At 56.5% G+C, this 20,197-nt stretch carries 21 protein-coding genes and 1 pseudogene; 16 read left to right on the forward strand and 6 right to left on the reverse strand.

Annotated elements, in window-relative coordinates:
* Positions 1 to 75: 75 nt before the first annotated feature.
* A complete protein-coding gene (locus AC3EMD_RS16150) occupies positions 76 to 861 on the reverse strand; it encodes an SDR family oxidoreductase (RefSeq protein WP_163595713.1) in 786 nt (261 codons plus the stop codon).
* Between the two features lie 51 nt (positions 862 to 912).
* Positions 913 to 1,809 (reverse strand): GntR family transcriptional regulator, encoded by an 897-nt coding sequence (locus AC3EMD_RS16155; protein ID WP_012542124.1) that lies wholly within the window; start codon positions 1,807 to 1,809, stop codon positions 913 to 915.
* Between the two features lie 192 nt (positions 1,810 to 2,001).
* On the opposite strand from AC3EMD_RS16155, the gene AC3EMD_RS16160 reads away from it, so the two are divergent.
* Genes AC3EMD_RS16160 through AC3EMD_RS16190 form a run of 7 tightly spaced genes read left to right on the forward strand, consistent with a single transcriptional unit; the run spans position 2,002 to position 8,680 of the window.
* Complete coding sequence (locus AC3EMD_RS16160) at positions 2,002 to 2,814, forward strand: ABC transporter substrate-binding protein (protein ID WP_022065841.1); 813 nt, start codon at positions 2,002 to 2,004, stop codon at positions 2,812 to 2,814.
* Positions 2,815 to 2,841: 27 nt separating this feature from the next.
* Positions 2,842 to 3,567, forward strand: coding sequence for an amino acid ABC transporter permease (locus AC3EMD_RS16165; protein WP_008807665.1), 726 nt, complete (start codon positions 2,842 to 2,844; stop codon positions 3,565 to 3,567).
* The gene (locus AC3EMD_RS16170; protein ID WP_012968502.1) at positions 3,564 to 4,304 is read left to right on the forward strand and encodes an amino acid ABC transporter ATP-binding protein; all 741 of its coding nucleotides are present in this window, start codon (positions 3,564 to 3,566) and stop codon (positions 4,302 to 4,304) included. Before AC3EMD_RS16165 ends, AC3EMD_RS16170 begins: the two co-directional genes overlap by 4 nt.
* Positions 4,305 to 4,317: 13 nt before the next feature.
* Entirely contained in the window at positions 4,318 to 5,493 is a 1,176-nt protein-coding gene (locus AC3EMD_RS16175; RefSeq protein ID WP_008807667.1) for a M20 family metallopeptidase, read from the forward strand.
* Positions 5,490 to 6,590, forward strand: coding sequence for a mandelate racemase/muconate lactonizing enzyme family protein (locus AC3EMD_RS16180; protein WP_302073594.1), 1,101 nt, complete (start codon positions 5,490 to 5,492; stop codon positions 6,588 to 6,590). Before AC3EMD_RS16175 ends, AC3EMD_RS16180 begins: the two co-directional genes overlap by 4 nt.
* A complete protein-coding gene (locus AC3EMD_RS16185; RefSeq protein WP_016160709.1) occupies positions 6,577 to 7,746 on the forward strand; it encodes a M24 family metallopeptidase in 1,170 nt (389 codons plus the stop codon). Before AC3EMD_RS16180 ends, AC3EMD_RS16185 begins: the two co-directional genes overlap by 14 nt.
* A gap of 10 nt (positions 7,747 to 7,756) precedes the next feature.
* Positions 7,757 to 8,680 (forward strand): dihydrodipicolinate synthase family protein, encoded by a 924-nt coding sequence (locus tag AC3EMD_RS16190; protein ID WP_023297410.1) that lies wholly within the window; start codon positions 7,757 to 7,759, stop codon positions 8,678 to 8,680.
* On the opposite strand, the gene AC3EMD_RS16195 is transcribed toward AC3EMD_RS16190, so the two are convergent.
* Positions 8,664 to 9,761 carry a glutamine amidotransferase-related protein gene (locus AC3EMD_RS16195; protein WP_039103095.1) on the reverse strand — a complete coding sequence of 366 codons (1,098 nt, stop codon included), beginning with the start codon at positions 9,759 to 9,761 and terminating at the stop codon, positions 8,664 to 8,666. The genes AC3EMD_RS16190 and AC3EMD_RS16195 overlap by 17 nt on opposite strands.
* Before the next feature lie 68 nt (positions 9,762 to 9,829).
* Here AC3EMD_RS16195 and AC3EMD_RS16200 point away from each other — a divergent pair, with 68 nt between their 5' ends.
* Together AC3EMD_RS16200 and AC3EMD_RS16205 are read left to right on the forward strand one after the other, a co-directional pair.
* Entirely contained in the window at positions 9,830 to 11,038 is a 1,209-nt protein-coding gene (locus AC3EMD_RS16200; RefSeq protein ID WP_044612786.1) for a pyridoxal phosphate-dependent aminotransferase, read from the forward strand.
* 386 nt (positions 11,039 to 11,424) lie between these two features.
* Complete coding sequence (locus tag AC3EMD_RS16205; protein WP_022065835.1) at positions 11,425 to 12,012, forward strand: TetR/AcrR family transcriptional regulator; 588 nt, start codon at positions 11,425 to 11,427, stop codon at positions 12,010 to 12,012.
* A 26-nt stretch (positions 12,013 to 12,038) separates the two neighbouring features.
* On the opposite strand, the gene AC3EMD_RS16210 is transcribed toward AC3EMD_RS16205, so the two are convergent.
* A complete protein-coding gene (locus tag AC3EMD_RS16210) occupies positions 12,039 to 12,815 on the reverse strand; it encodes a BPL-N domain-containing protein (RefSeq protein ID WP_022065834.1) in 777 nt (258 codons plus the stop codon).
* 494 nt (positions 12,816 to 13,309) lie between these two features.
* On the opposite strand from AC3EMD_RS16210, the gene umuD reads away from it, so the two are divergent.
* From umuD to AC3EMD_RS16225, 3 genes are all read left to right on the forward strand, one after another.
* Positions 13,310 to 13,729 carry a translesion error-prone DNA polymerase V autoproteolytic subunit gene (gene umuD, locus AC3EMD_RS16215; RefSeq protein ID WP_008807676.1) on the forward strand — a complete coding sequence of 140 codons (420 nt, stop codon included), beginning with the start codon at positions 13,310 to 13,312 and terminating at the stop codon, positions 13,727 to 13,729.
* 2 nt (positions 13,730 to 13,731) lie between these two features.
* Positions 13,732 to 14,994 (forward strand): translesion error-prone DNA polymerase V subunit UmuC, encoded by a 1,263-nt coding sequence (umuC, locus tag AC3EMD_RS16220; protein WP_008807677.1) that lies wholly within the window; start codon positions 13,732 to 13,734, stop codon positions 14,992 to 14,994.
* Between the two features lie 262 nt (positions 14,995 to 15,256).
* Positions 15,257 to 15,499, forward strand: a complete 243-nt coding sequence (locus AC3EMD_RS16225) for a DinI family protein (protein ID WP_002901096.1) — start codon at positions 15,257 to 15,259, stop codon at positions 15,497 to 15,499.
* A 171-nt stretch (positions 15,500 to 15,670) separates the two neighbouring features.
* Here AC3EMD_RS16225 and AC3EMD_RS16230 read toward each other — a convergent pair whose 3' ends face one another.
* On the reverse strand, positions 15,671 to 16,807 hold the full coding sequence (locus tag AC3EMD_RS16230) for a glycosyltransferase family 9 protein (RefSeq protein WP_162823382.1): 1,137 nt from the start codon (positions 16,805 to 16,807) through the stop codon (positions 15,671 to 15,673).
* Between AC3EMD_RS16230 and AC3EMD_RS16235 the strand changes: the two are divergent.
* The 3 genes and pseudogenes from AC3EMD_RS16235 to AC3EMD_RS16245 all read left to right on the forward strand — a co-directional run bounded on the left by AC3EMD_RS16235 (position 16,802) and on the right by AC3EMD_RS16245 (position 18,121).
* Positions 16,802 to 16,961 (forward strand): annotated as a pseudogene (locus AC3EMD_RS16235) (hypothetical protein). The gene AC3EMD_RS16230 and the pseudogene AC3EMD_RS16235 overlap by 6 nt on opposite strands.
* Before the next feature lie 95 nt (positions 16,962 to 17,056).
* Positions 17,057 to 17,557 carry a YbaK/prolyl-tRNA synthetase associated domain-containing protein gene (locus AC3EMD_RS16240; protein ID WP_008807680.1) on the forward strand — a complete coding sequence of 167 codons (501 nt, stop codon included), beginning with the start codon at positions 17,057 to 17,059 and terminating at the stop codon, positions 17,555 to 17,557.
* 117 nt (positions 17,558 to 17,674) lie between these two features.
* Positions 17,675 to 18,121 carry a DUF441 domain-containing protein gene (locus AC3EMD_RS16245; RefSeq protein ID WP_012542127.1) on the forward strand — a complete coding sequence of 149 codons (447 nt, stop codon included), beginning with the start codon at positions 17,675 to 17,677 and terminating at the stop codon, positions 18,119 to 18,121.
* Here the strand turns inward: AC3EMD_RS16245 and AC3EMD_RS16250 are convergent.
* Positions 18,105 to 18,899, reverse strand: coding sequence for an AraC family transcriptional regulator (locus tag AC3EMD_RS16250; RefSeq protein ID WP_008807682.1), 795 nt, complete (start codon positions 18,897 to 18,899; stop codon positions 18,105 to 18,107). The two genes, AC3EMD_RS16245 and AC3EMD_RS16250, sit on opposite strands and share 17 nt — an antisense overlap.
* Before the next feature lie 106 nt (positions 18,900 to 19,005).
* Between AC3EMD_RS16250 and AC3EMD_RS16255 the strand changes: the two genes are divergently transcribed.
* On the forward strand, positions 19,006 to 20,181 hold the full coding sequence (locus AC3EMD_RS16255; protein WP_162494479.1) for a CynX/NimT family MFS transporter: 1,176 nt from the start codon (positions 19,006 to 19,008) through the stop codon (positions 20,179 to 20,181).
* Positions 20,182 to 20,197 lie beyond the last annotated feature (16 nt).

The following is a 20,197-nucleotide window of genomic DNA, read 5'->3' on the forward strand; positions in this document are numbered from 1 at the left end:
CATTCTGAATGAGCGCGAGAGAGGCGTGAATGCCAGTCAACGACACCAGCGACTGGCATTGCACGCGACTCCCCACTAAACCGAACCAATCAATCCGCCATCGACCCGGATCACCGCCCCGGTAATGTAGCTGGCAGGCTGGCTTGCCAAAAAGGCAGCGGTAGCGCCGTACTCATGGGGGTGGCCATAACGTCCCGCCGGAATGCTCAGACGACTCTTCTCCGCGACCGCTTCCGCAGTGGAATGTTCCCGTTTCGCCTTGATAGCATCCAGCTGCCCCACCCGGTCGGTAGCAATGCGCCCAGGCACCATCACATTCACCGTGACGCCGTCGGCCGCCACTTCAGCGGCAAGGGTTTTCGACCAGCCGAGTAAGCTCATGCGCAGCGCATTCGACAGGGCGAGACCCGGAATCGGGGCAATCACACCGGACGAGGTGGAGGTAATAATGCGTCCCCAGCCACGGCTGCGCATGGCGGGCAGTAGTTTATCGGTGAGCTGGATCAACGAGGCGACCATCACTGAAAATTGCTGTTGCCAGACGGCGCCGTCCGTTCCCTGTGCCAGCGTGGGCGGCGGGCCACCGGAATTATTGACCAGAATATCGATGTCGCCCCAGTGCTCGCGGATATCGGCGATGACCGTATCAAACTGTTCCGGGACGGCAAGATCCAGCGGCCAGGCGCGGGCGGTACCGCCCAGCTGATTGATGCGTTCCACCGTTTGCGCCAGCTTCTCTCTGTTGCGGCCTGTCACGGCGACCTTCACGCCTTCCTGCGCCAGCGAGCAGGCGATAGCCTGTCCAAGGCCACTTCCCGCACCGCAAACCAGTGCCACACGCTGTTGTATCTGCAAATTCATAAATGCTCCTGATTGTATTTTCAGGAGCATTATGTGCAATAGTGATGCCAGTTATACGCGTGGGCTTTTTACATTGACCTGGTCAAACGCGTATTGCAGGTGTTTTCTCATCAACTCTGCCGCCTGTTCCTGTTTGTTCTCTCGCAGGGCATCAATGATGGCAACGTGCTCTTCGCACCACTCTTTTACGCGACGCTTATTGTGATAGCTACCAAATTCCAGCAGGCGGCGCAGCCGGTTTTGCTGCTGAATAGCCTGTAATACAAACAGGTTGCCGCTGGCCTCTGCCAGCAACTCATGAAACGCCGCATCGGTTTCGAAAATCTCTTTGGCCGGGACCTGCGTAATGTCCGGGTGGGTGATGAGTCTCAGATGCCGGGCGCGCAGACGTTTAAGCATCTGCCGGTCAACATGCAGGTTGGGCGTCAGCAACGCCATCGGTTCAATCATCAGGCGAAAACCGTAGCTATTGCGCAGAGCGATATCGGAGTTCAGGGTTTGCAGAAAGCGCCAGCCATGCCCTGCATTGCGGGCAATCAGGCCATCCTCCGATAGCTTCACCAGCGTACGGGTCAGCACGCCGCGATCAACATCATAGCGCTGGCTGATTTCGGTCTGGGTAAAGGATTCCGGCAGGATACCTGCAATGCGGTCATGGACCAGTTGCTCGTACAACTTCTGGTCATTGCTCTTGGACTGCTCAATCTCCAGCTGATCCAGCTCATTACTGCGTTTAAGGAGGAAAAAACCCTGGTTTGGCCGCGCTTCAACCGCCCCCATTCGGGTCAGTTCCTTGAGCCCGGCACGTACCGGCGTACGCGAAACACCCAACGCATCGGCAAGATGTTGCTCACGTAAATGATGACCTGGATCGAATCTTGCTTCAGATATCAGGTCGAGTATTTGCCGGGCTATCCGGCGACTGCTCGCAGTGGAGTCAGGCTGCATGAATTCACGATTCCCTGAAGTGCATTGTTGTGGTCGATATATACAATATCACGAGCAACAAAACGCAGCAAAGTAAAGCAAGGAGTGCACGCTTAACGTGCAATACGCACCAGAATGAGACATTTTTTTCACACGCATAATTGTATTTATTGACTCACTAAATTCAATTTAAACCTTAGCCAGGAGACGACTATGTCCAGCAATTCTTTTCTGTTTCGCCATGTGCGTACTTTGATGTTCGCGCTGACCGCCCTGCCGCTGGTCAGCCATGCGGCGGTGGAAACCATCGCCAAGGGTCAACTGACCTATGGAACGGCAGCGACGTTCATGCCTTTTGAATACGTGAAAGCAGGCAAGCTTACCGGCTTCGATATCGACCTGATCAACGCGCTAAGCAAAGAGATCCAACTGACGCCGGCGCCAATGCCGATGGAATTCAAAGGGCTTATTCCGGCGCTGCAGGGTAAACGTCTGGATATCATCAACTCCGCCATGTACGTCAATCCGACCCGTGCCGAGCAGGTTGACTTCGTACCCTATCTGAAAATCGGCAGCCGCGTGGTGGTCCGCAAAGGTAACCCGGCCAACATCACCGGACGTGACCTGAGCCTCTGCGGCAAAAACATCGCCGTGACGCTCGGCGGGATCGAAGAGAGCCAGGCGCGGGCAGACAATCAGCGCTGCGTGGAGGCCAAAAAACCGGCCATCAACGTCATGACGTTCCCCGCCGCCACCGATTCCGCCGTGGCCGTCGCCCAGGGACGTGCCGATGCCGAGTTCCTCTCCACGCCGGGCACCGTCGCCCTGTTTACCGAAAAAGCCGGCATGTTCGAAGCGGTTGGCGCCGAGTTCGAAGCGAATACTCACATCGCCTTTGCCGTGCGTAAAGGCGATACCGCAACCCAGGCCCTGCTGGAGCAAGGTCTGCAGAGCCTCGTCAAAAATGGCACCTACACGCAACTGATTAAGAAGTGGAACTTCCCAGACTCCGTTGCCCTTTTCTAACCCGTTTGCCATTAACCGGAGAACGCTATGTCGATCGATTTAATGTGGCAGTACTTCCTCTCCCCCGAATTTATTCGGGGTGCGTGGATGACGCTACTGATTACCCTCTGCTCACTGTTGTGTGGCGTGGTGCTGGGCCTGGTGTTGGCGCTGTTGCAGGAAGCGCCGTTTCGCGCCGGGAAAGGGCTGGCCTTTTTCTACCTGTGGCTGTTTCGCGGGACGCCGGTGCTGTTCCAGATAATCTTTGTCTACAACGTGCTGCCAGGCTTCGGCTTACGCTTCTCCGCGTTTACCTGTGCAGTGCTGGCCCTTTCGCTCAATGAAGGCGCCTACATGGCGGAAATTCTGCGCTCTGGCCTGCAGGCGGTGAAAAGCGGCCAGCGCACCGCCGGCATGGCGCTGGGGATGACTCACGGCCAGATCATGCGAAAAATCGTTCTGCCTCAGGCCGCACGCATCGTTCTGCCGCCGATGGGTAACCAGATGATCAGCATGCTGAAATCGAGCGCGCTGGTCTCGGTTATCGCCGTTCAGGAACTGCTGCTGGTCGCTAACCAGGCCGCCAGCGCCAGCTTCCGTTACTTCGAAGCGCTTTGCGCTGCGGGCATCTATTACCTGCTGCTCACCAGCCTGTTCATGATCTTCCAGTCGTGGCTGGAACGCGTGCTGGATCCCAGGCAGCGCCGCAGCAAAAGCCAGAAGCGGCTGACTCGCCTGTTTAAATTACCGAAAACCGTCCGGGAGGAACCATGAGTGAGAAACCGCTGCTGGAGATGATCGGCATTGATAAGACTTTTGGTCGCCAGACCGTACTCAAAAACTGCTCTCTGACCGTGCAACGCGGAGAAACCGTGGTGCTGATTGGCCCGTCCGGCTCGGGAAAATCCACCCTGCTACGCTGCGTCAACATGCTCTCGCCCGCCGACAGCGGCGATGTGTTCTTCGCCAGCCAGCACATCAGCCGGGGCGATGTGCCGGCGCACAAACTGCGTCAGCGCATTGGCATGGTGTTCCAGAACTACGAGCTGTTCTCGCACCTGACCGCAGCGGAAAACATCATGCTGGCCCCGATGACGGTGTTGGGAATGAACCGTATTGATGCCCGCAAACTGGCGGACAACCTGCTGGCAAAAGTGCGCATCAACGAACGTGCAGACCATTTTCCGGACGAGCTCTCCGGCGGACAGCAGCAGCGCGTGGCGATTGCCCGGGCGCTGGCGATGAAGCCCGAGCTGATGCTCTACGACGAGCCCACTTCCGCCCTCGACCCGGAGATGATCCGTGAAGTGCTGGAAGTCATGGCGGAGCTTAGCGCAGAAGGCATGACCAGCATGGTGGTGACTCACGAAATGGGCTTCGCCCGTCGGGCCGCTAACAAGATTCTGTTTATGGAAGACGGCGAAATTATCGATCGCGCCAACACCAGCGATTTCTTCGCCGGCCATGTCAGCGACCGCGCGCAGCGCTTCCTGACGCAAATATTACATTAATCACGGAGTTCCTATGTCCAGTTATCAGGTTGACAGCGCTCGTATGAAAAAGGACTTAGCGACGCTGGTTGCCATCAACACGGAGAATCCACCGGGCCATGAGCGCGAAGCCGCCGAATGTCTGGAAGGCTGGCTGCTGACCGCCGGGTTCGATCTCTCCTTTAGCGAATACGCACCGGGGCGGACCAACGTTATCGCCGTCCTGAACAATGGACCGGGGCCGTGTTTCGCCTTTAACACCCACCTTGACACCGTTCCGGCGGGCAGCGGCTGGGCCAGCGATCCCTTCACGCTCACCGAGCGTGACGGACGCCTGTATGGACGCGGCGCCTGCGATGCCAAAGGCCCGCTGGTGGCGATGGTTGAAGCCCTGCGTCTGCTGGCTGCCAACCGTCAGCAGTGGTCCGGCACATTGATGGGGGTGTTCACCGCCGATGAAGAGGTCGCCAGCGAAGGGGCGAAATTCTACGTCCGCGATAATCCACCGGCGATTGATTTCGCGGTGATTGGCGAGCCGACCTCGAATGCCACCTTCTCCGCCCACAAAGGCAGCTTACGTCCTCGCGTGCGGGTTAAAGGCGTCACCGCGCATTCCGGTACGCCGGAGCTGGGGGTTAACGCGATTTACCAGTCAGCGCGCCTGTTAGGGTTGATTGAAGAAGCCCACCACCAGCAGGTGCGTTGCCGCTGCCACGATCTGGTCGGCAACGCCAGCCTGACGGTAACCCGCATCCACGGCGGCCATGCGGACAACGTGGTGCCAGACAGCTGTGAGCTGCTGCTTGACCGTCGCATGGTTCCGGGCGAAGACGAAGAGGTCGTCAAAGCCGAACTGCAGCAACTGCTCGACCACGCATACGCACATGCAGGTGTGGAAGCCGAAATTATCGCCTGGCAGCCCACTACCGGCGGCGCGACGCAAACCGACAGCCGCGAAGCCATTGTCGAGCAAAGCCTTGCTGCCTGTCGCCGTCATGGGCAGAGCGAACCCGGCCCGTTTGGTTTTCAGGGGGGATGTGACCTGGTGCATTTCCGTTCGCTGGGCGCAAAAGGCGTCGTGATTGGCCCCGGTTCGCTGGCCGTGGCTCACAAACCCGATGAATTTGTCCCTGTCGATGAATTTATCGCAGCGGCCTACCTCTATCTCGATATTGCGCTCGCCATGCTGCCGCCGGAGCCCGGTTTATGAAAGCGCAGCTCTTTCGGGGAGATCTGCATTACGCCGATGTGACGCTGCATACCGCTGCCTCTGGTCCGGTGACGGCGCTCGATACGCTCTGGCTGCGTCTGGAAGACCAGGGAGTGATCGGGATTGGCGAAGTGCGGCTCAACATTCGCTACCTGCATGGCTACCGCGAAGAGCAGGTGCTGAACAACCTGCTTCAGATACTTCGCCGCTGGGACTGGCGCCAGGCGCCCGCCGCGCGACTCGCCGCGCTAGATGACGAAGACTGCACGCTCCTGCCGCCATCGCGCATGGTGCTGGATATGGCCTTGCACGACCTGCTGGCGCGTCAGCAAGGGGTAAGCGTTGCCGCCTGGCTGGGGGCGCGGGATGGCCTGCCTGCGTGGCACACCAACCAGACCCTGTTCTGGGGCAGCGAGAGACAGATGCTGGAGCAGGCGCAACGCTATGTCGTTCGCGGTTTCACCCAGCTGAAGTTGCGCACAGGCGTGGCGGATTTCGCTACCGACCTGGCCCGTCTGCAACGGCTGCGCCAGCGGTTCGGCCAGCAGATTTCGCTGGCGATTGACGTGAACGGCCAGTGGTCTCTGGCGCAGGCTCACGCGGCATTCCCGTCTCTGCGCGAGCTGAAGCTCAGCTACATCGAACAGCCGTTAAGCCCGGCAAACGACAGCCAGCTTGCGGAGCTGTACGCCTACGGCATCCCGATCATGCTCGACGAAAGCCTCAACAGTGATGCCGCCATCACCCGGCTGATCGCCGCCAAAGGTGCGCTGTGGGGGCATCTCAAACTGGTGAAACTGGGTGGCCTTGCGCCGACGCTGGCCGCCGCCAACCGGCTGCGACTCGCCGACGTGCCATTCATGATTGGCCAGATGAATGAAGGCCATGCTGCCACCGCCGCCGCGCTCCAGCTGTGTCGTGTCGTGCAACCGGCATTTGCCGAGCTGTATGGCGCCGATGGCTTAACGGATGATCCCGTCAGCGGGCTGGAATACCGCAATGGCCTGGTCACCGTCAATGACTCACCCGGTCTGGGCGTGCAGTTTAATGCCGCGCAGGCCCACTTACTCCAGGAGTTTACTCATGCAAGATGTTAACAATGTGATTCAGGGCAGTGAGTCCGCCTTTAGCGCTGATGAATATGCGCAACGCATTCGACGCACCCGCGAACGCTTAAGCCGCGCGGGCGTGGACGTCATGATCGTTACCGGCCCGGAAAACATTTTCTGGCTCACCGGTCAGCAAACACCGGGCTATTACACCTTCCAGGCGCTGTTGCTGCCGGTAGAAGGGGATCCGGTGTTTGTGATTCGCCAGCTCGAATACTTTAACTTTATCGCCAACACCTTTATTTCTGACGCCGCCATCTACCAGGATGGCGATAACCCGGTGGATTTCCTGGTGGGCATGCTGCAACAGCGCGGCTGGCTCCACAAACGGATTGGGCTGGACAAACGCGGTTGGTTCCTGCCGGTTGCCGTGTATGAAGCCCTGCAGGCCAGGCTCGGCACCATTGCCGATACCGCGGGCGTCATCGAGCCGCTGCGCGCCGTGAAATCGGCGGCGGAGGTGGAAAAAATCGCCATCGCAGCGCGCTATGTGGACGCGGGCATGCGCGCGGGCATGGCGGCGATTCGCAGCGGCGCAGACGAAAACGCGCTGGTCTCGGCGATGATGGGGGCCGCCATTGCCGCCGGTTCCGAGTATGTCGGCATGGAACCGCTGGTCTCGACCGGCCCACGCAGCGGCGTGCCGCATGGCACATGGCGTCGTCGGGTGATGCAGGATAACGACCCGGTATTTCTGGAAATGTCAGCGGCTCACGACCGCTACCACGCCGCGATGATGCGCTCCGCCTGGCTGGGGCGGCCGCCCGCTATCGCCATCGAAATGGAAAAAGTGTGTCAGGAAGCCCTGCAGGCCTCTCTTGATGCCATTCGTCCAGGCGCCACCTGCGAAGCGCCGCACCTGGCCTGCCAGAAGGTGATTGATCGCGCCGGGTTCACCGAAAACTTCAAAAAACGCACCGGTTACTCCATCGGTATCGCCTTTGCGCCGGACTGGGGCGAAGGCGGCATTCTCAGTCTGTATCGTGGCGTCACCACTGAGCTGCAGCCAGGAATGACCTTCCACATTCCACCGGCTCTGCGGATCTACGGTCAATTTACCGTCGGCGTCAGTGAAACCGTGGTGGTGACCGAAACCGGATATCGTCAGCTGGGTTCCCTGGCTCGCCCTCTCACACTGCTGTAAGGAAAGAAAAATGAAAGATATCAATGAATGCCGTGAACGCCTGCGCGGTATTTTCAACATCACCGTCACCCCGTTCACCGCCAGCGGCGCGATCGACTTTCCGGCGTTACGTGAAAATATTGAACGCGTGATTGGTCTGGGTTATGACGGTCTGCTGATTGGCGGCACCTACGGTGAATTCCCGGTGATGACCGTCGAAGAACGCCGTGAGCTGTTTCATCAAGTCATGGCCTGTGTGGATGACCGCGTGGCGGTCATGCTGTGCAGCGCCAGCGCCGACCCGCGCGATGCCCGCGAGCTGACGCTGCTGGCAAGCGAGCTGGGCGGCCTGCCGATGGTGACCGCGCCCTTTGTTAGCGAAATCACTGACCAACAGATCGTCAGCTACTTCAAAGAGATGGCTCCCTTATCCAAAACCGGCATCCTGGTGTACAACGCGCCGGGCATCGGCATCACCCTCTCCCCGGCGCTGCTGGAACAACTGGCAGAGATCCCCAACGTGGTCGGCATCAAACAGGGCGATCTCAACCCCACCGCCATCGACCAGATTGCCAACCGTCTGCGTGGGCGTCTGCGCCTGTTCTGTGCTTCCGATCTGGCCTTCCTCGGGCCAATGATGGCCGGGTTTGACGGCATCAGCACCACCAACAGCGGCGCGCTGCCGGAGCTGATTATCAATACCTTCCGGGCCGTGGAACAGGGCGATGCCGCCACGGCCCGCGATCTGCATCAGCTGTGGTACGCGTATCGCGCGCTGGCGCGCAAACATGGTCAGCCGCAGCTGGTGAAAGCGGCGATGGCGCTGCGCGGTTTTAACGGCGGCACCGTACGCGCACCGTTAAAACCGATCGACGACGCGGCGCTGGCGGAGCTGACTCACGTCATGTCGGCGCTTGCCAGCGACAGCCGTAGCGGCGTTACGCTGGCGCGTTAAGCGCCGCCCGTAAAAAGGCGACGAACAGCGGATGGGGCGCATCCGGGCGGGACATCAGTTCCGGGTGCCCCTGCACACCATGCCAGAACGGCAGTTCCGGCTGGGAGATGGCCTCCACGATATCGTCCGTTTGCGCACTGACGCTGACTCCGCTGCGATCCAGCGCCGGCAATAAGTCGGTGTTAAAGCAGTAGCGATGGTTGTAGTGCATTTCGCGGATATCACCGGGGATCAACCCGAAGGAAAAAGGGAATACGCCGCAGCGATGACGGCCATCGACAAAGGGAACAAAGCTGTGCAGAGCCTCATCCGGAGCCACTTCGGCGGGAATGGCTGATTCGCAACCCGGACGTCGGCGCACGACTGCGGTCATCATGCTCTGCATTCCCAGGCATAACCCCAGCGTGGGCTGTCCGCGGGCAAGCGTATCTTCCGCCACGCGGATTTGTCCCTTGACGGCGGCCATCGAGGAACCGCCTGGCAACACGACGCCCTGGACGTCGTGGAGGTCGTGTAACCCAGGGGACAGACTGACCGGCGAGAAGAAATGGACATCCAGCTTCAGCCCCAGCGACGCCGCGGCATCACCCAGTGAGCCAAGCGTGGCGGGGTAAACCAGACGGTGGTCTGACTCACGGCCAATCAGTGCGATGCGCAAGGACGTCCCGGCAGAGGATGGCTCCCCGGCATCCCAGCGACCATAGCGATCGGCGGTGAGGTCTAACACCGTATGTTGCCCGTCGCTGAGCGTCAGGCGCTGGTTGCGGTCATCGCTGAACAGCCGTTGGCCCGGCAGGTCGGCGATAAGCGCTGCCTGCGAGGACGCCAGCACAATGACAGCATCTGACTCAGGCAGGCTGGCGATATCGCGCACCTCTTCACGCAGCGTATCGCTGCGCCAGAGGCCGCTGGTCACGCAGTACCCGGCACGAATGACGTGCTGATGGCTGTCGGGAACATCGCCGGCGAAGTCGGGGCGAAGGCTCCAGAGAGGCAGTCCAAGACGATTAGCCCACAGGCTGGCGGTAATACCGTAGCGAGCGGGCGCAGAGGTGTTATCGAGAATAAAGATCGGTGACACGGCGAGTTTCCTGCTGAGGTTGGGGACCTAATTGTATTAATTGAATCATTAGATACAAAAGAGGATTTATGAATAACAGTCAAATCGCCCGTCGTATGCAATCTGTACGCCCTTCACCGACAGCGGTCATTTCTGACCAGGTACGGGCACTGGAAGCCGCAGGCAAGCCGGTTATCAACCTGGGCGAAGGAGAACTGGATTTTGCTACCCCGGCCCATATCAGCTATGCGGGCATTGAAGCGATCGTGCATCATCAGACTAAGTATACCGCCGTTTCCGGCACCGCCGCGTTAAAGGAGGCCATTGCCGCCAAGTTCGCTCGCGACAATCAGTTGCATTACCGTCCGCAAGAGATCATCGCAGGCAGTGGCGCCAAGCAGCTTATTTTCAATGCTTTTCTGGCCACCCTCGACGCCGGGCAGCAGGTCATCATTCCCGCCCCCTACTGGGTCTCGTATCCGGATATGGTCTCTCTGGCCGATGGCGAACCGGTGATTGTGCCCTGTGATGAACAAAACGGCTGGAAGCTGACGCCACAACAACTGGCCGCCGCTCTCACCCCATCAACGCGCTGGCTGATCCTCAACTCGCCGGGCAACCCGACGGGGGCGATTTACAGCGAGCAGGAACTGCGTGCCCTGGCTGCGGTGCTGGCGGATTACCCACAGGTGCTGGTGATGGCCGACGATATTTACGAGCCGCTGCGCTATGACAATACCCCTTTTACCACGTTTGCCCAGGCCGCCCCGCAGATGGTTTCACGTACCCTGACGGTAAACGGTGTGTCCAAAAGCCACGCCATGACCGGCTGGCGTCTGGGCTATGCGGGAGGGCCGCAATGGCTGATTGCCGCCATGCAGATCCTGCAATCACAAAGCACCTCCAACCCCAGCAGTATTTCGCAGGCTGCGGCGGTCGCAGCGCTTAACCACTCAGCCAATTTCTTCGACGGCTGGCTCAACGTGTTAGATAAACGCCGCCAGCAGGTGCTGGGAATGATTGCCGCCACCGATGGCCTGAGCGCCACCGCTCCCCAGGGGGCATTCTATGTGTTTGCTAACTGCCAGGCGCTCATGGGCCGGATGACCCCTGGCGGCGAAATCCTTCGCAACGACAGCGCGCTGGCGAACTGGCTATTAGAACAAACCCAGGTGGCCGTTTTACACGGCTCCGCGTTTGGAATGCCGGGGTATTTGCGTATTGCGTATGCGATAGAAGATGGCCTGCTAACCCAAGCCTGCCAGCGGATAGCGGGCGCCTGCGCGCAATTGCGTTAAAAGCGTGTGGTGGCGCAGCGGCTACCCACGCGGCGGCAAACCACGCTCGGTCTGAAAAATGCCGTGCTTATCGCCTACCTTGCCGATAAGCACGTTGTCATCATGATAGCTCACCGGGTAATAGCGACGTTCTCTTTCCCGGTTTTCCACTCCACCGTTGCGGCCACTACCGCACGCGGCAGGAATAGCATCCTGCGCATAGCTAATAATAAAGCAACCTCCCTGCAGCTGAATTTATACCAGACCCACAAAATAGATTTTCGTTATTTTGTTAATGCTATAAAAAACACAATGCTAACAGCTATCCCCGAATGTTGAACACGTGCAAGGTTTCAGAAATTATGATATAGTTCGCGCTTTAATGGATAGTGATTAAGGTTGAAATATTGAAAACGGCCAATTTTTCTGAGTTGATAAAAATAGCTGCGCTACAACTGTTCAGAGAAAAAGGGTTTAGCAATGTCTCAACCCGTGATTTGACGCAGAAAATGAATATTTCCAGAAGTCATATCTATCACTATTATCGAGACTGGGAAACGCTCAAGAAATCCACTATTCAGTATATGTTTGAAAATGACATACAAGAATGTCATGCGTTTTTAAACGCGTCAGAAAAAATGAGCGCTAGTGAAAGAGTAAACCTCTATATCAGAACGCTGTTACCCGATGCACCTTCGGCACACTGGCTGCTCTACCTTGAACTATGGCCAATGGCAGCACGCGATGCGGATTATGCTAAATTAGTGCACGATCACTCCCTGCAATGGATCACTATTCTTGAAGGCATCATTAGCGTAGGGATGCAGGAAGGCGAGTTCCTTGCGGAAAACGCCGCTACCTCAGCCAGACAAATAAACACATTAATTGATGGGTATTCCAGCTTGCTGATCCTCGATTATTCAGAAGACAGACGCAGCATTTTTCTTAATGAAATATCTGAGCTTGCCTTTAAAATACTTAAAAAAGATTTCTGAGTGGGTGAAGCAAGGTAGCGTATCAGTTAACCCTTTTTTATATTGAGATAACTTAAAATACGCTGCATTTTACTTTCTGCCGTCGTATTCCCTGGCGCAGCGCTGTCTATCCAGGTCTCATCGGCTTCAGGATGCGGACCTGACAGGATGATGTTTCCCTTACCATACCGGTACTTACCAATGGCGATATCTCCATTCTTGTAGTAAGCGATCGGCTGGAATCCAGTACTTGAGATACTACTGTTGAGATAAGGCCCATCCTGGTAGTAAAAAGGCTCTTGTTTATTATTCCATGTCAGTTGCAGGGTATAATCGCCTTCATCAACGGCCTGCGAACCGGGTCTCCCCACCTCTGATTCTAAAGGCGCATCAATAAGCCCTATCCAGTCTTTGTCGGCAAGATAGGCTCCCATACAAAGACCAAGAAAGGATTTGCCACTTTTCACAAAATTGCGGATAGCCTCTGCCCCTTCATCACCCAGGGCTTGATAAGAGCCGGGTATATCCTGACCGCCGCCAGGTTGAATATAGAGATCGAATTTTTTCAGTGTTTGCGCATTTAATTTCAGCTTTTCTTTTTCGCCAACATAAGAGATGTGCAGAGGCAGGCCTGTCGCGACCAGCGATTTTACCACCATTTCAGAACAGCCTGGGCACCCGGCCTCCCCGCGATAAACGGCGACATTATAACTCTCTGATTGCGAGGGCTTTGCCAGCACCGATGCGGTGAAAAAGGCGAAAGAAAAGGCAACCGTTAGTATTTTTGCTTTTTTAAGTCTGGTGCCCTGGAAAAAAATTTTCATGTCAGTAGATCCCCTGGTTATGTAGTGTCATGGTTAATCACAGCGTATCACTTTTGGATCCCGCAGATGATGACAATAAATTAGAGCGATTGCTCAAATTTATCCTCAACATCAAATTTGTCAAGCCGTTTTAGTTAAAATAAATAATATTTATTTATTCTGTAAGGTAAAGGCGACAATATTTTATAAATATCTTTTAATGAGATATTCTCATATCTTATTGCCTTCTCAATAACATTAAATACCGAAGAGAGGGTGAAAAAAGAGTCGATCATGCTCCATGTAATACAGCGGTCGTCTTACCGGGCAAACATCAACCTGGGCGTACTGGTCGCGCTACACAGCGATGGCAGTTCAGCAACAACACCACATGGCATGCTTTACATAAATCATCATTATATTCATGCAGTTATAAAAACAACGTCACGTGCGCCTTGATCCATCAGCACATTCAATAATACTGTATATAAAAACAGTATTCGAGGATCGATACCATGCAGTTTACTCGGCCAACTGAGATTTCGCCCCCACTCATGCTCCCCCTCTTCTCCGAGAGGGTGCCCTGCGGATTTCCCAGCCCCGCTCAGGATTATGTTGAGGACAGGCTGGATCTCAATAAATTATTGATAAAACATCCGAGTGCTACCTACTTCATCAAAGTCAGCGGAGAGTCTATGCGTGATGCCGGCATCAGTGATGGAGACCTTTTAGTGGTTGACCGCTCACTGTCTGCCGTACATGGTGATATCGTCATTGCGGCTATCGCAGGTGAATTCACCGTGAAAGAACTTCGCACTCATCCTTTTTTACAGCTAGTGCCGCACAATCGCGATTACGCTTCCATTTCGTTTCATAATGCCGAAGAGTTAGAAATATTTGGCGTGGTCATTTTTAGCATTAAAGCGCATAAATAATTATGTTTGCCCTCGTCGATGTCAATAATTTCTATACTTCTTGTGAAACGGTTTTTCGCCCTGATTTAAAGGGGAAGCCTATTGTGGTCGTGTCCAATAACGATGGCTGCATTATTTCTCGCTCTGCCGAAGCAAAATCCCTCGGTATAAAAAATGGCGAACCTTTCTTTAAAATAAAAAATAACCCTTATTATTCCAGTGTTCATTTTTTCAGTTCTAACTATGCGCTTTATGCCGACCTCAGTGACCGTGTTATGCAAACGCTCACGGCAATGTCTCCATCAATAGAAATCTACTCCATCGATGAAGCCTTTATTAATTTATCCGGAGTAATGAATTGCGTCCCCTTATCCACCTTCGGCCATGAAATAAGAACTCACGTATTGAAAAATACTGGCTTAACGGTGGGCGTAGGTATTGCGCAAACCAAGACATTAGCCAAGCTCGCTAACCATGCCGCCAAGACATGGCGCGGCACGGGCGGCGTTGTCGACTTATCCAATATTGTGCGCCAACGCAGGCTACTCGCCCTTGTCCCTGTTGAAGAGGTCTGGGGCGTTGGGCGAAAAATGAGTAAAAAACTTAATTTAATGGGTATTAATACCGCTCTGGATCTGGCAGAAAGCTCATTATGGGTCATAAAAAAGCACTTCAATGTGGTGCTGGAAAGGACCGTTCGCGAACTGCGTGGTGAGCCATGTTTTGAGCTACAAGAATTTTCCCCAACAAAACAACAGATTATTTGTAGTCGCTCTTTTGGCAACCGGGTAACGCAGTATTCAGATATGCATCAAGCCATTTGCGCCTATGCTGAGCGAGCAGCAGAAAAATTACGCAGTGAGCATCAATTTTGCCGCTTCGTTAGCGTATTTGTCCGGACGAGTCCGCACGCCGTTAATGAAACATATTATGGCAACCAAGCGTCAATGAAGCTATTAACGCCGTCTAATGATACCCGTGACATTATAAATTGTGCCACAAACTGCCTGCAGAGAATTTGGATTGATGGTTATCGATATATGAAAGCCGGTGTTATGCTTGCTGATTTCTTCAGTAATGGCATAGCGCAGCTAAACTTATTTGACGATAACGCGCCGCGCAAAAATAGTGCTGCGTTAATGGATGTTATCGACCAATTAAATCAATCCGGGAAAGGAAAGGTCTGGTTTGCCGGTCAGGGGATCGAAAAATCCTGGGCGATGAAGCGTGAAATGCTTTCCCCGGCTTACACTACCCGATATTCAGACCTACCCGTCGCGAAATGAATGTACGCAGGTAATGACATCGCTTCGGGTGAAGGTCACTGCGTTTACCAGGCCTACGCAATCAGCGATAACGCCTTTGCAGCGCGGAAATCCCCTCCGCTCGTCAGTGAGGCCTGCCTGACCGCCGGCGGACGAGGTGCTGCTTTTGCGCGCAGCCCTCTCCCGCACGAGGTTGCGGATGAGCAGCACCGCGGCATTCGCTTGACACTGTACATTAATACAGTAAAACTATCGCCCGCGATCAGCATACAGAGGACAGAAGATGTTTGTGGAACTGATTTATGACAAGCGCAATTTTGCCGGGCTGCCGGGTGCCAGAGAGGCCATTCTTAACGAACTGACCAAACGCATGCAGCGCATTTTCCCGGAAGCGGAAGTGCGGGTGAAGCCGATGATGACGCTTCCGGCGATCAACACCGACGCCAGCAAGCATGAAAAAGAGCTGATCAGCCGTACGGTGCAGGAGATGTTTGAAGAAGCGGATATGTGGCTCACTGAAGAATGATGCCGCCCGTCGTTGGCGGTGGCCATCTCTTTAAGAGCTTTCCCGGATGTGTCAGAGCTGCGGGCAACAGTACAATAGCGGCGGTTGCAGACTGGCAATGCAACCTTCGCTCACCTGCAGGCTCTTGCATACGGCCAGCAGGTGAGCCCTACCAGCCTCCCCTCATCGCCCTCACAGCGTCTCCGGTAGCGCCGCTATAATTCTATCCACCAGCTCGCGATGCTGATGGACCTTCCCGCATTTAACAATGATCTGCCTGGCGTTGTCATAGCCCGGGGCCCACAGCCGGTTATTGAGCAGAACGTCCTTATAGACCGCGATCAGCGGTTTGTTCCACGCCGCCGCCATATGCACCACCGAGGTGTCCGGAGAGATAATCAGCTCCGCCTGGGCAATCAGCGCCATCGCATGGTGCAGCGTGTTAAACGGATTAATCACCACCTCCGGCGGCAGCGGGATGCGGATCTCACGCCGGTGATCGAGCAGAATAACCGCCAGCCCCGGATGGCGAGCCCGCAGCTTGTCGAGCAGTTCGGCCAGCTGCGTCTGGGAGAGACTCCGGTCGGCATGGCCGGCAAAAATATTAATCACTACCGCTTTTCCGCTCAGCGACGCCAGATACTGCGCCACCTCCTGCATAATCGGCCCGGGCACCGCCAGGTCGTAAGTGTCCAGAGCGCGGGTGTCCAGTTGGAGATAGTCGGCGATCAACGCGAACGTCTTCGTTACGTGCCAGCGCTGGCAGTCAAAATCAAAAGAGTGAGAGTAATGTTTAATCGATGGCCATTTATTAAACCCGAGTACTGATTTGGCTTTTATTTGTCGAAAAAGCCGCAGGCGATGCACGGGAATATCGAACAGCGAAGGGTCAATAATAATATCGTACTTATTATTAGCCAGTTCATTAATGACGTCGCGGGGTACGTTATGGTTAAATTTACGCAAAAAATCAGCGGAATTGACCGGCTCAGCCTCATAAATATGGCGGATCCGCGGGTTATAGCGCATCACCTGGCTGTTAGAGGTCGTCAGCAGAAAATCAACGATATAACCTGACTGATGCAGGCATTTTACCAGCGCGGAATCCACCACCACATCGCCGACCGCCCCCTCATTGCGCATGAGTAAGACAGTTTTCGCGGACGACAAATCCACCGGCTGACGGCGTCGGCGGTCCCAGAGCGCTTTCGCCACTCCCACCCGCAGGGCATTACGTACTTTCTTAGTAAAGTAATTCCGCCGTCTGTTGAGCTCCCTTATTTTATTAAACTTCTTGCGTGGGGAACCCTGCATGGTTGCATCGTGCATCATCCTAACCTCATTACGGCAATTATTAATATTCTGTGTCGTCCGATAGAGACTGAGCGAAATAAAAAAAGTTCGATTGAAAATGAAAATCATTCTTTTTTTTATTTACAAAACTCATCTGCTGCGCCTGCGAGATTGCACCACAGCACTGTGAAGCAATAATGAGCGAATGGTGAATTTCCCGGCCCATCGTTGGCAGGCTGACGCAACAGCGCTAAGCTGGCGGCTTGATGATGTCAGGAGGACGCTATGCTTGAAGCAGTAGAAGGTAATATCCACCAGCGGCTGTGCGCGCTGCTCGACGAACACCAGGCGCGCTACCGGGTGATGGCGCACGACGCGGTCGGCCAGTGCGAAGCCGTCTCGGCGATCCGCGGCACCGCGCTTGGCCAGGGCGCAAAAGCGCTAGTCTGTAAAGTAAAAGGAAACGGCGTCAACCAGCATGTGCTGGCGATCCTCGCCGCCGATCAGCAGGCCGATCTCGCCAGCCTGGCCCGACATATCGGCGGCAGCAAAGCCTCGCTGGCCAGTCCGGCGGAAGTGGATGCCCTCACCGCCTGCGTGTTCGGCGCCATTCCCCCCTTCAGCTTCCATCCGGCGCTGCGGCTGGTGGCCGACCCGCTGCTGTTTGAGCGCTTTCCACAAATCGCCTTTAACGCCGGACGCCTGGACCGGTCGATCATTCTCGATACCGAGGATTATTTACATATCGCCCGACCGGAGATCGCGACCTTTCGCCGCCTTAGCTAACCGGGCATCCGCCCTGATTTTCGCCGCATGGCGTGAAAATCCTGTTTATTCACGCCACGATGCGTAGAGTAAGCGGGATATTTTTTGGCTTTCTTTTTTTGGCAAGGACCTCTGTACATGTTTGATACCACCCTGTTGATCCTGCTGGGTCTGGCGGCGCTCGGCTTTATCAGCCATAACACCACCGTAGCGATCTCTATCCTCGTGCTGATTATCGTGCGCGTTACACCGCTGAACACCTTCTTTCCCTGGATTGAGAAACAGGGGCTGACTGTCGGGATCATTATTTTAACCATCGGCGTGATGGCGCCTATCGCCAGCGGTACGCTGCCGCCCTCGACGCTGATCCACTCCTTTATGAACTGGAAATCACTGCTGGCGATTGCGGTCGGGGTGTTTGTTTCGTGGCTCGGCGGGCGCGGTGTCTCCCTGATGGGCACCCAGCCGCATCTGGTGGCCGGGCTGCTGGTCGGCACGGTACTCGGCGTCGCCCTGTTTCGCGGCGTCCCGGTCGGACCGCTGATTGCCGCCGGGATCATCTCATTGTTTATTGGGAAGTCGTAGCCAGGCTGCCGTGATAGCGGCCCGGCGTCTGTCCGAGTCCTTTTTTAAACATGGTGATGAAGGCGGTGGTGGAATCATAGCCCAGCGCCTGAGCCGTTTGCTGCACCGTCTGCCCGCGGATCAGCAGCTGTAGCGCGAGGATCAGCTGCAGCTGATGGCGCCAGCGGCGAAAGCTCAGCCCCGTTTCGCGCACTACCAGGCGGGCCAGATTGCGCTCGCTCATCGCAAACACCGCCGCCCACTGGCTCAGGGTCTGCCAGCGCGCCGGATCCTCGGCCATCATCGTCACCATCTGACGAATTTTCGGGTGGTTTGATACCGGCAGCTGCAGGTGCTCCTGCGGCTGCCGGGGCAGCTCATCAAACAGAACCTGCACCAGCCGGGCCGTGGCAGGGGCGGCCAGCAACTCCCCGCCGCGTTCCGCCAGGGTGAGGATCAGCTCCCGCACCAGTGGGGAAATCTTTAACGTACAGCAGCGGTCCGGCATCGGCGCGGCGCCCGGCTCGATGAACAGGAAACACACCTGGGCGCCGGGGGTGGCGCGGTTACTGTGAGAAAGCTGTCCCGGGACCCACACCGCATACTGCGGCGGCACCATCCACATCGCGTTCTCCACCTCGCAGGTCAAGGCGCCGTGCAGGGCGAGGATCAGCTGCCCCTTACGGTGAGAATGCGCCGGAATATACTGCTCCGCCTCCACCACCTGAATACGAAAGGCAATGGCCGATTCGTGGCCACTGTCCGGCTCATAACCATCCAGACCCAGTCCGATCATTATGTTGTCCGATATTAGCGATAATCTGTCATTTTAGCTTGATTTAAACAGAGGACAAAGTCGCTATCGTAACCCCCTCGTTAGTTACCTTGAGAATGATATGTCTTCTGTGATCTCCTCTACCGGCCGCCGCCCCGCGCTGCTGATTGCCGGTATCTTGCTCATCGCCACCACCCTGCGCGTGGTCTTTACCGGCGCGGCGCCGCTGCTGGACGCGATTCGTAGCGACTATGGCCTGACCACCGCGCAGACCGGGCTGCTCACCACCCTGCCGCTGCTGGCCTTTGGCCTTGTCTCGCCGCTGGCGGCAGGGGTTGCCCGCCGGTTCGGCATGGAACGCAGCCTGCTGCTGGCGATGCTGCTGATCTGCGCCGGCATTGCCCTGCGCTCCCTGCCCTCCGCTGCGCTGCTGTTTATCGGCACGGCGGTGATCGGCTGCGGTATTGCGCTGGGCAATGTCCTGCTGCCCGGGCTGATTAAACGGGATTTCTCGCAGCATGTCGCGCGGATGACCGGCGCCTATTCCCTGACGATGGGCGGCGCGGCGGCGCTCGGCTCGGCGCTGGTGGTTCCCGTGGCAATGGCCGGATTCGGCTGGCGCGGCGCGCTGTTGCTGCTGATGGTCTTCCCGCTGCTGGCGATCCTCAGCTGGCTACCACAGTCCCGGCACCGGGCGGAGGCGCCATTGACCGGCTCAGGCGCCATGCATAATCGGGGGATCTGGCGGTCGGCGCTGGCCTGGCAGGTGACGCTGTTCCTCGGCATCAACTCGCTGGTCTATTACGTGATTATCGGCTGGCTGCCGTCGATTCTACAGAGTATGGGCTATAGCGAAGCGCAGGCCGGCTCGCTGCATGGCCTGCTGCAGCTGGCGACCGCCGCGCCAGGTCTGGCGATACCGTTGATCCTGCATCGGCTGCGCGACCAGCGTGGGATCGCGGTGCTGGTCGCCCTGATGTGCGCCATCAGCGCCGCCGGGCTGTGGCTGCTGCCAGGGCTGGCGATCGGCTGGACGCTGCTGTTCGGCTTTGGCTCCGGAGCTACCATGATCCTCGGCCTGACGTTTATCGGCCTGCGCGCCAGCTCGGCGCACCAGGCCGCGGCGCTGTCAGGGATGGCGCAGAGCGTCGGCTATCTGCTGGCCGCCTGCGGGCCGCCGCTGATGGGTAAGATCCACGATGCTAATGGCGACTGGCATATTCCGCTGCTGGCGGTGGCGCTGATTTCGCTGGTGATGGCGGTCTGCGGCGCCCTCGCCGGACGTGACCGGGAAATCCATTCCTGAAGATGACCGGCAGCGC

This window comes from Klebsiella sp. PK18 (assembly GCF_057784655.1).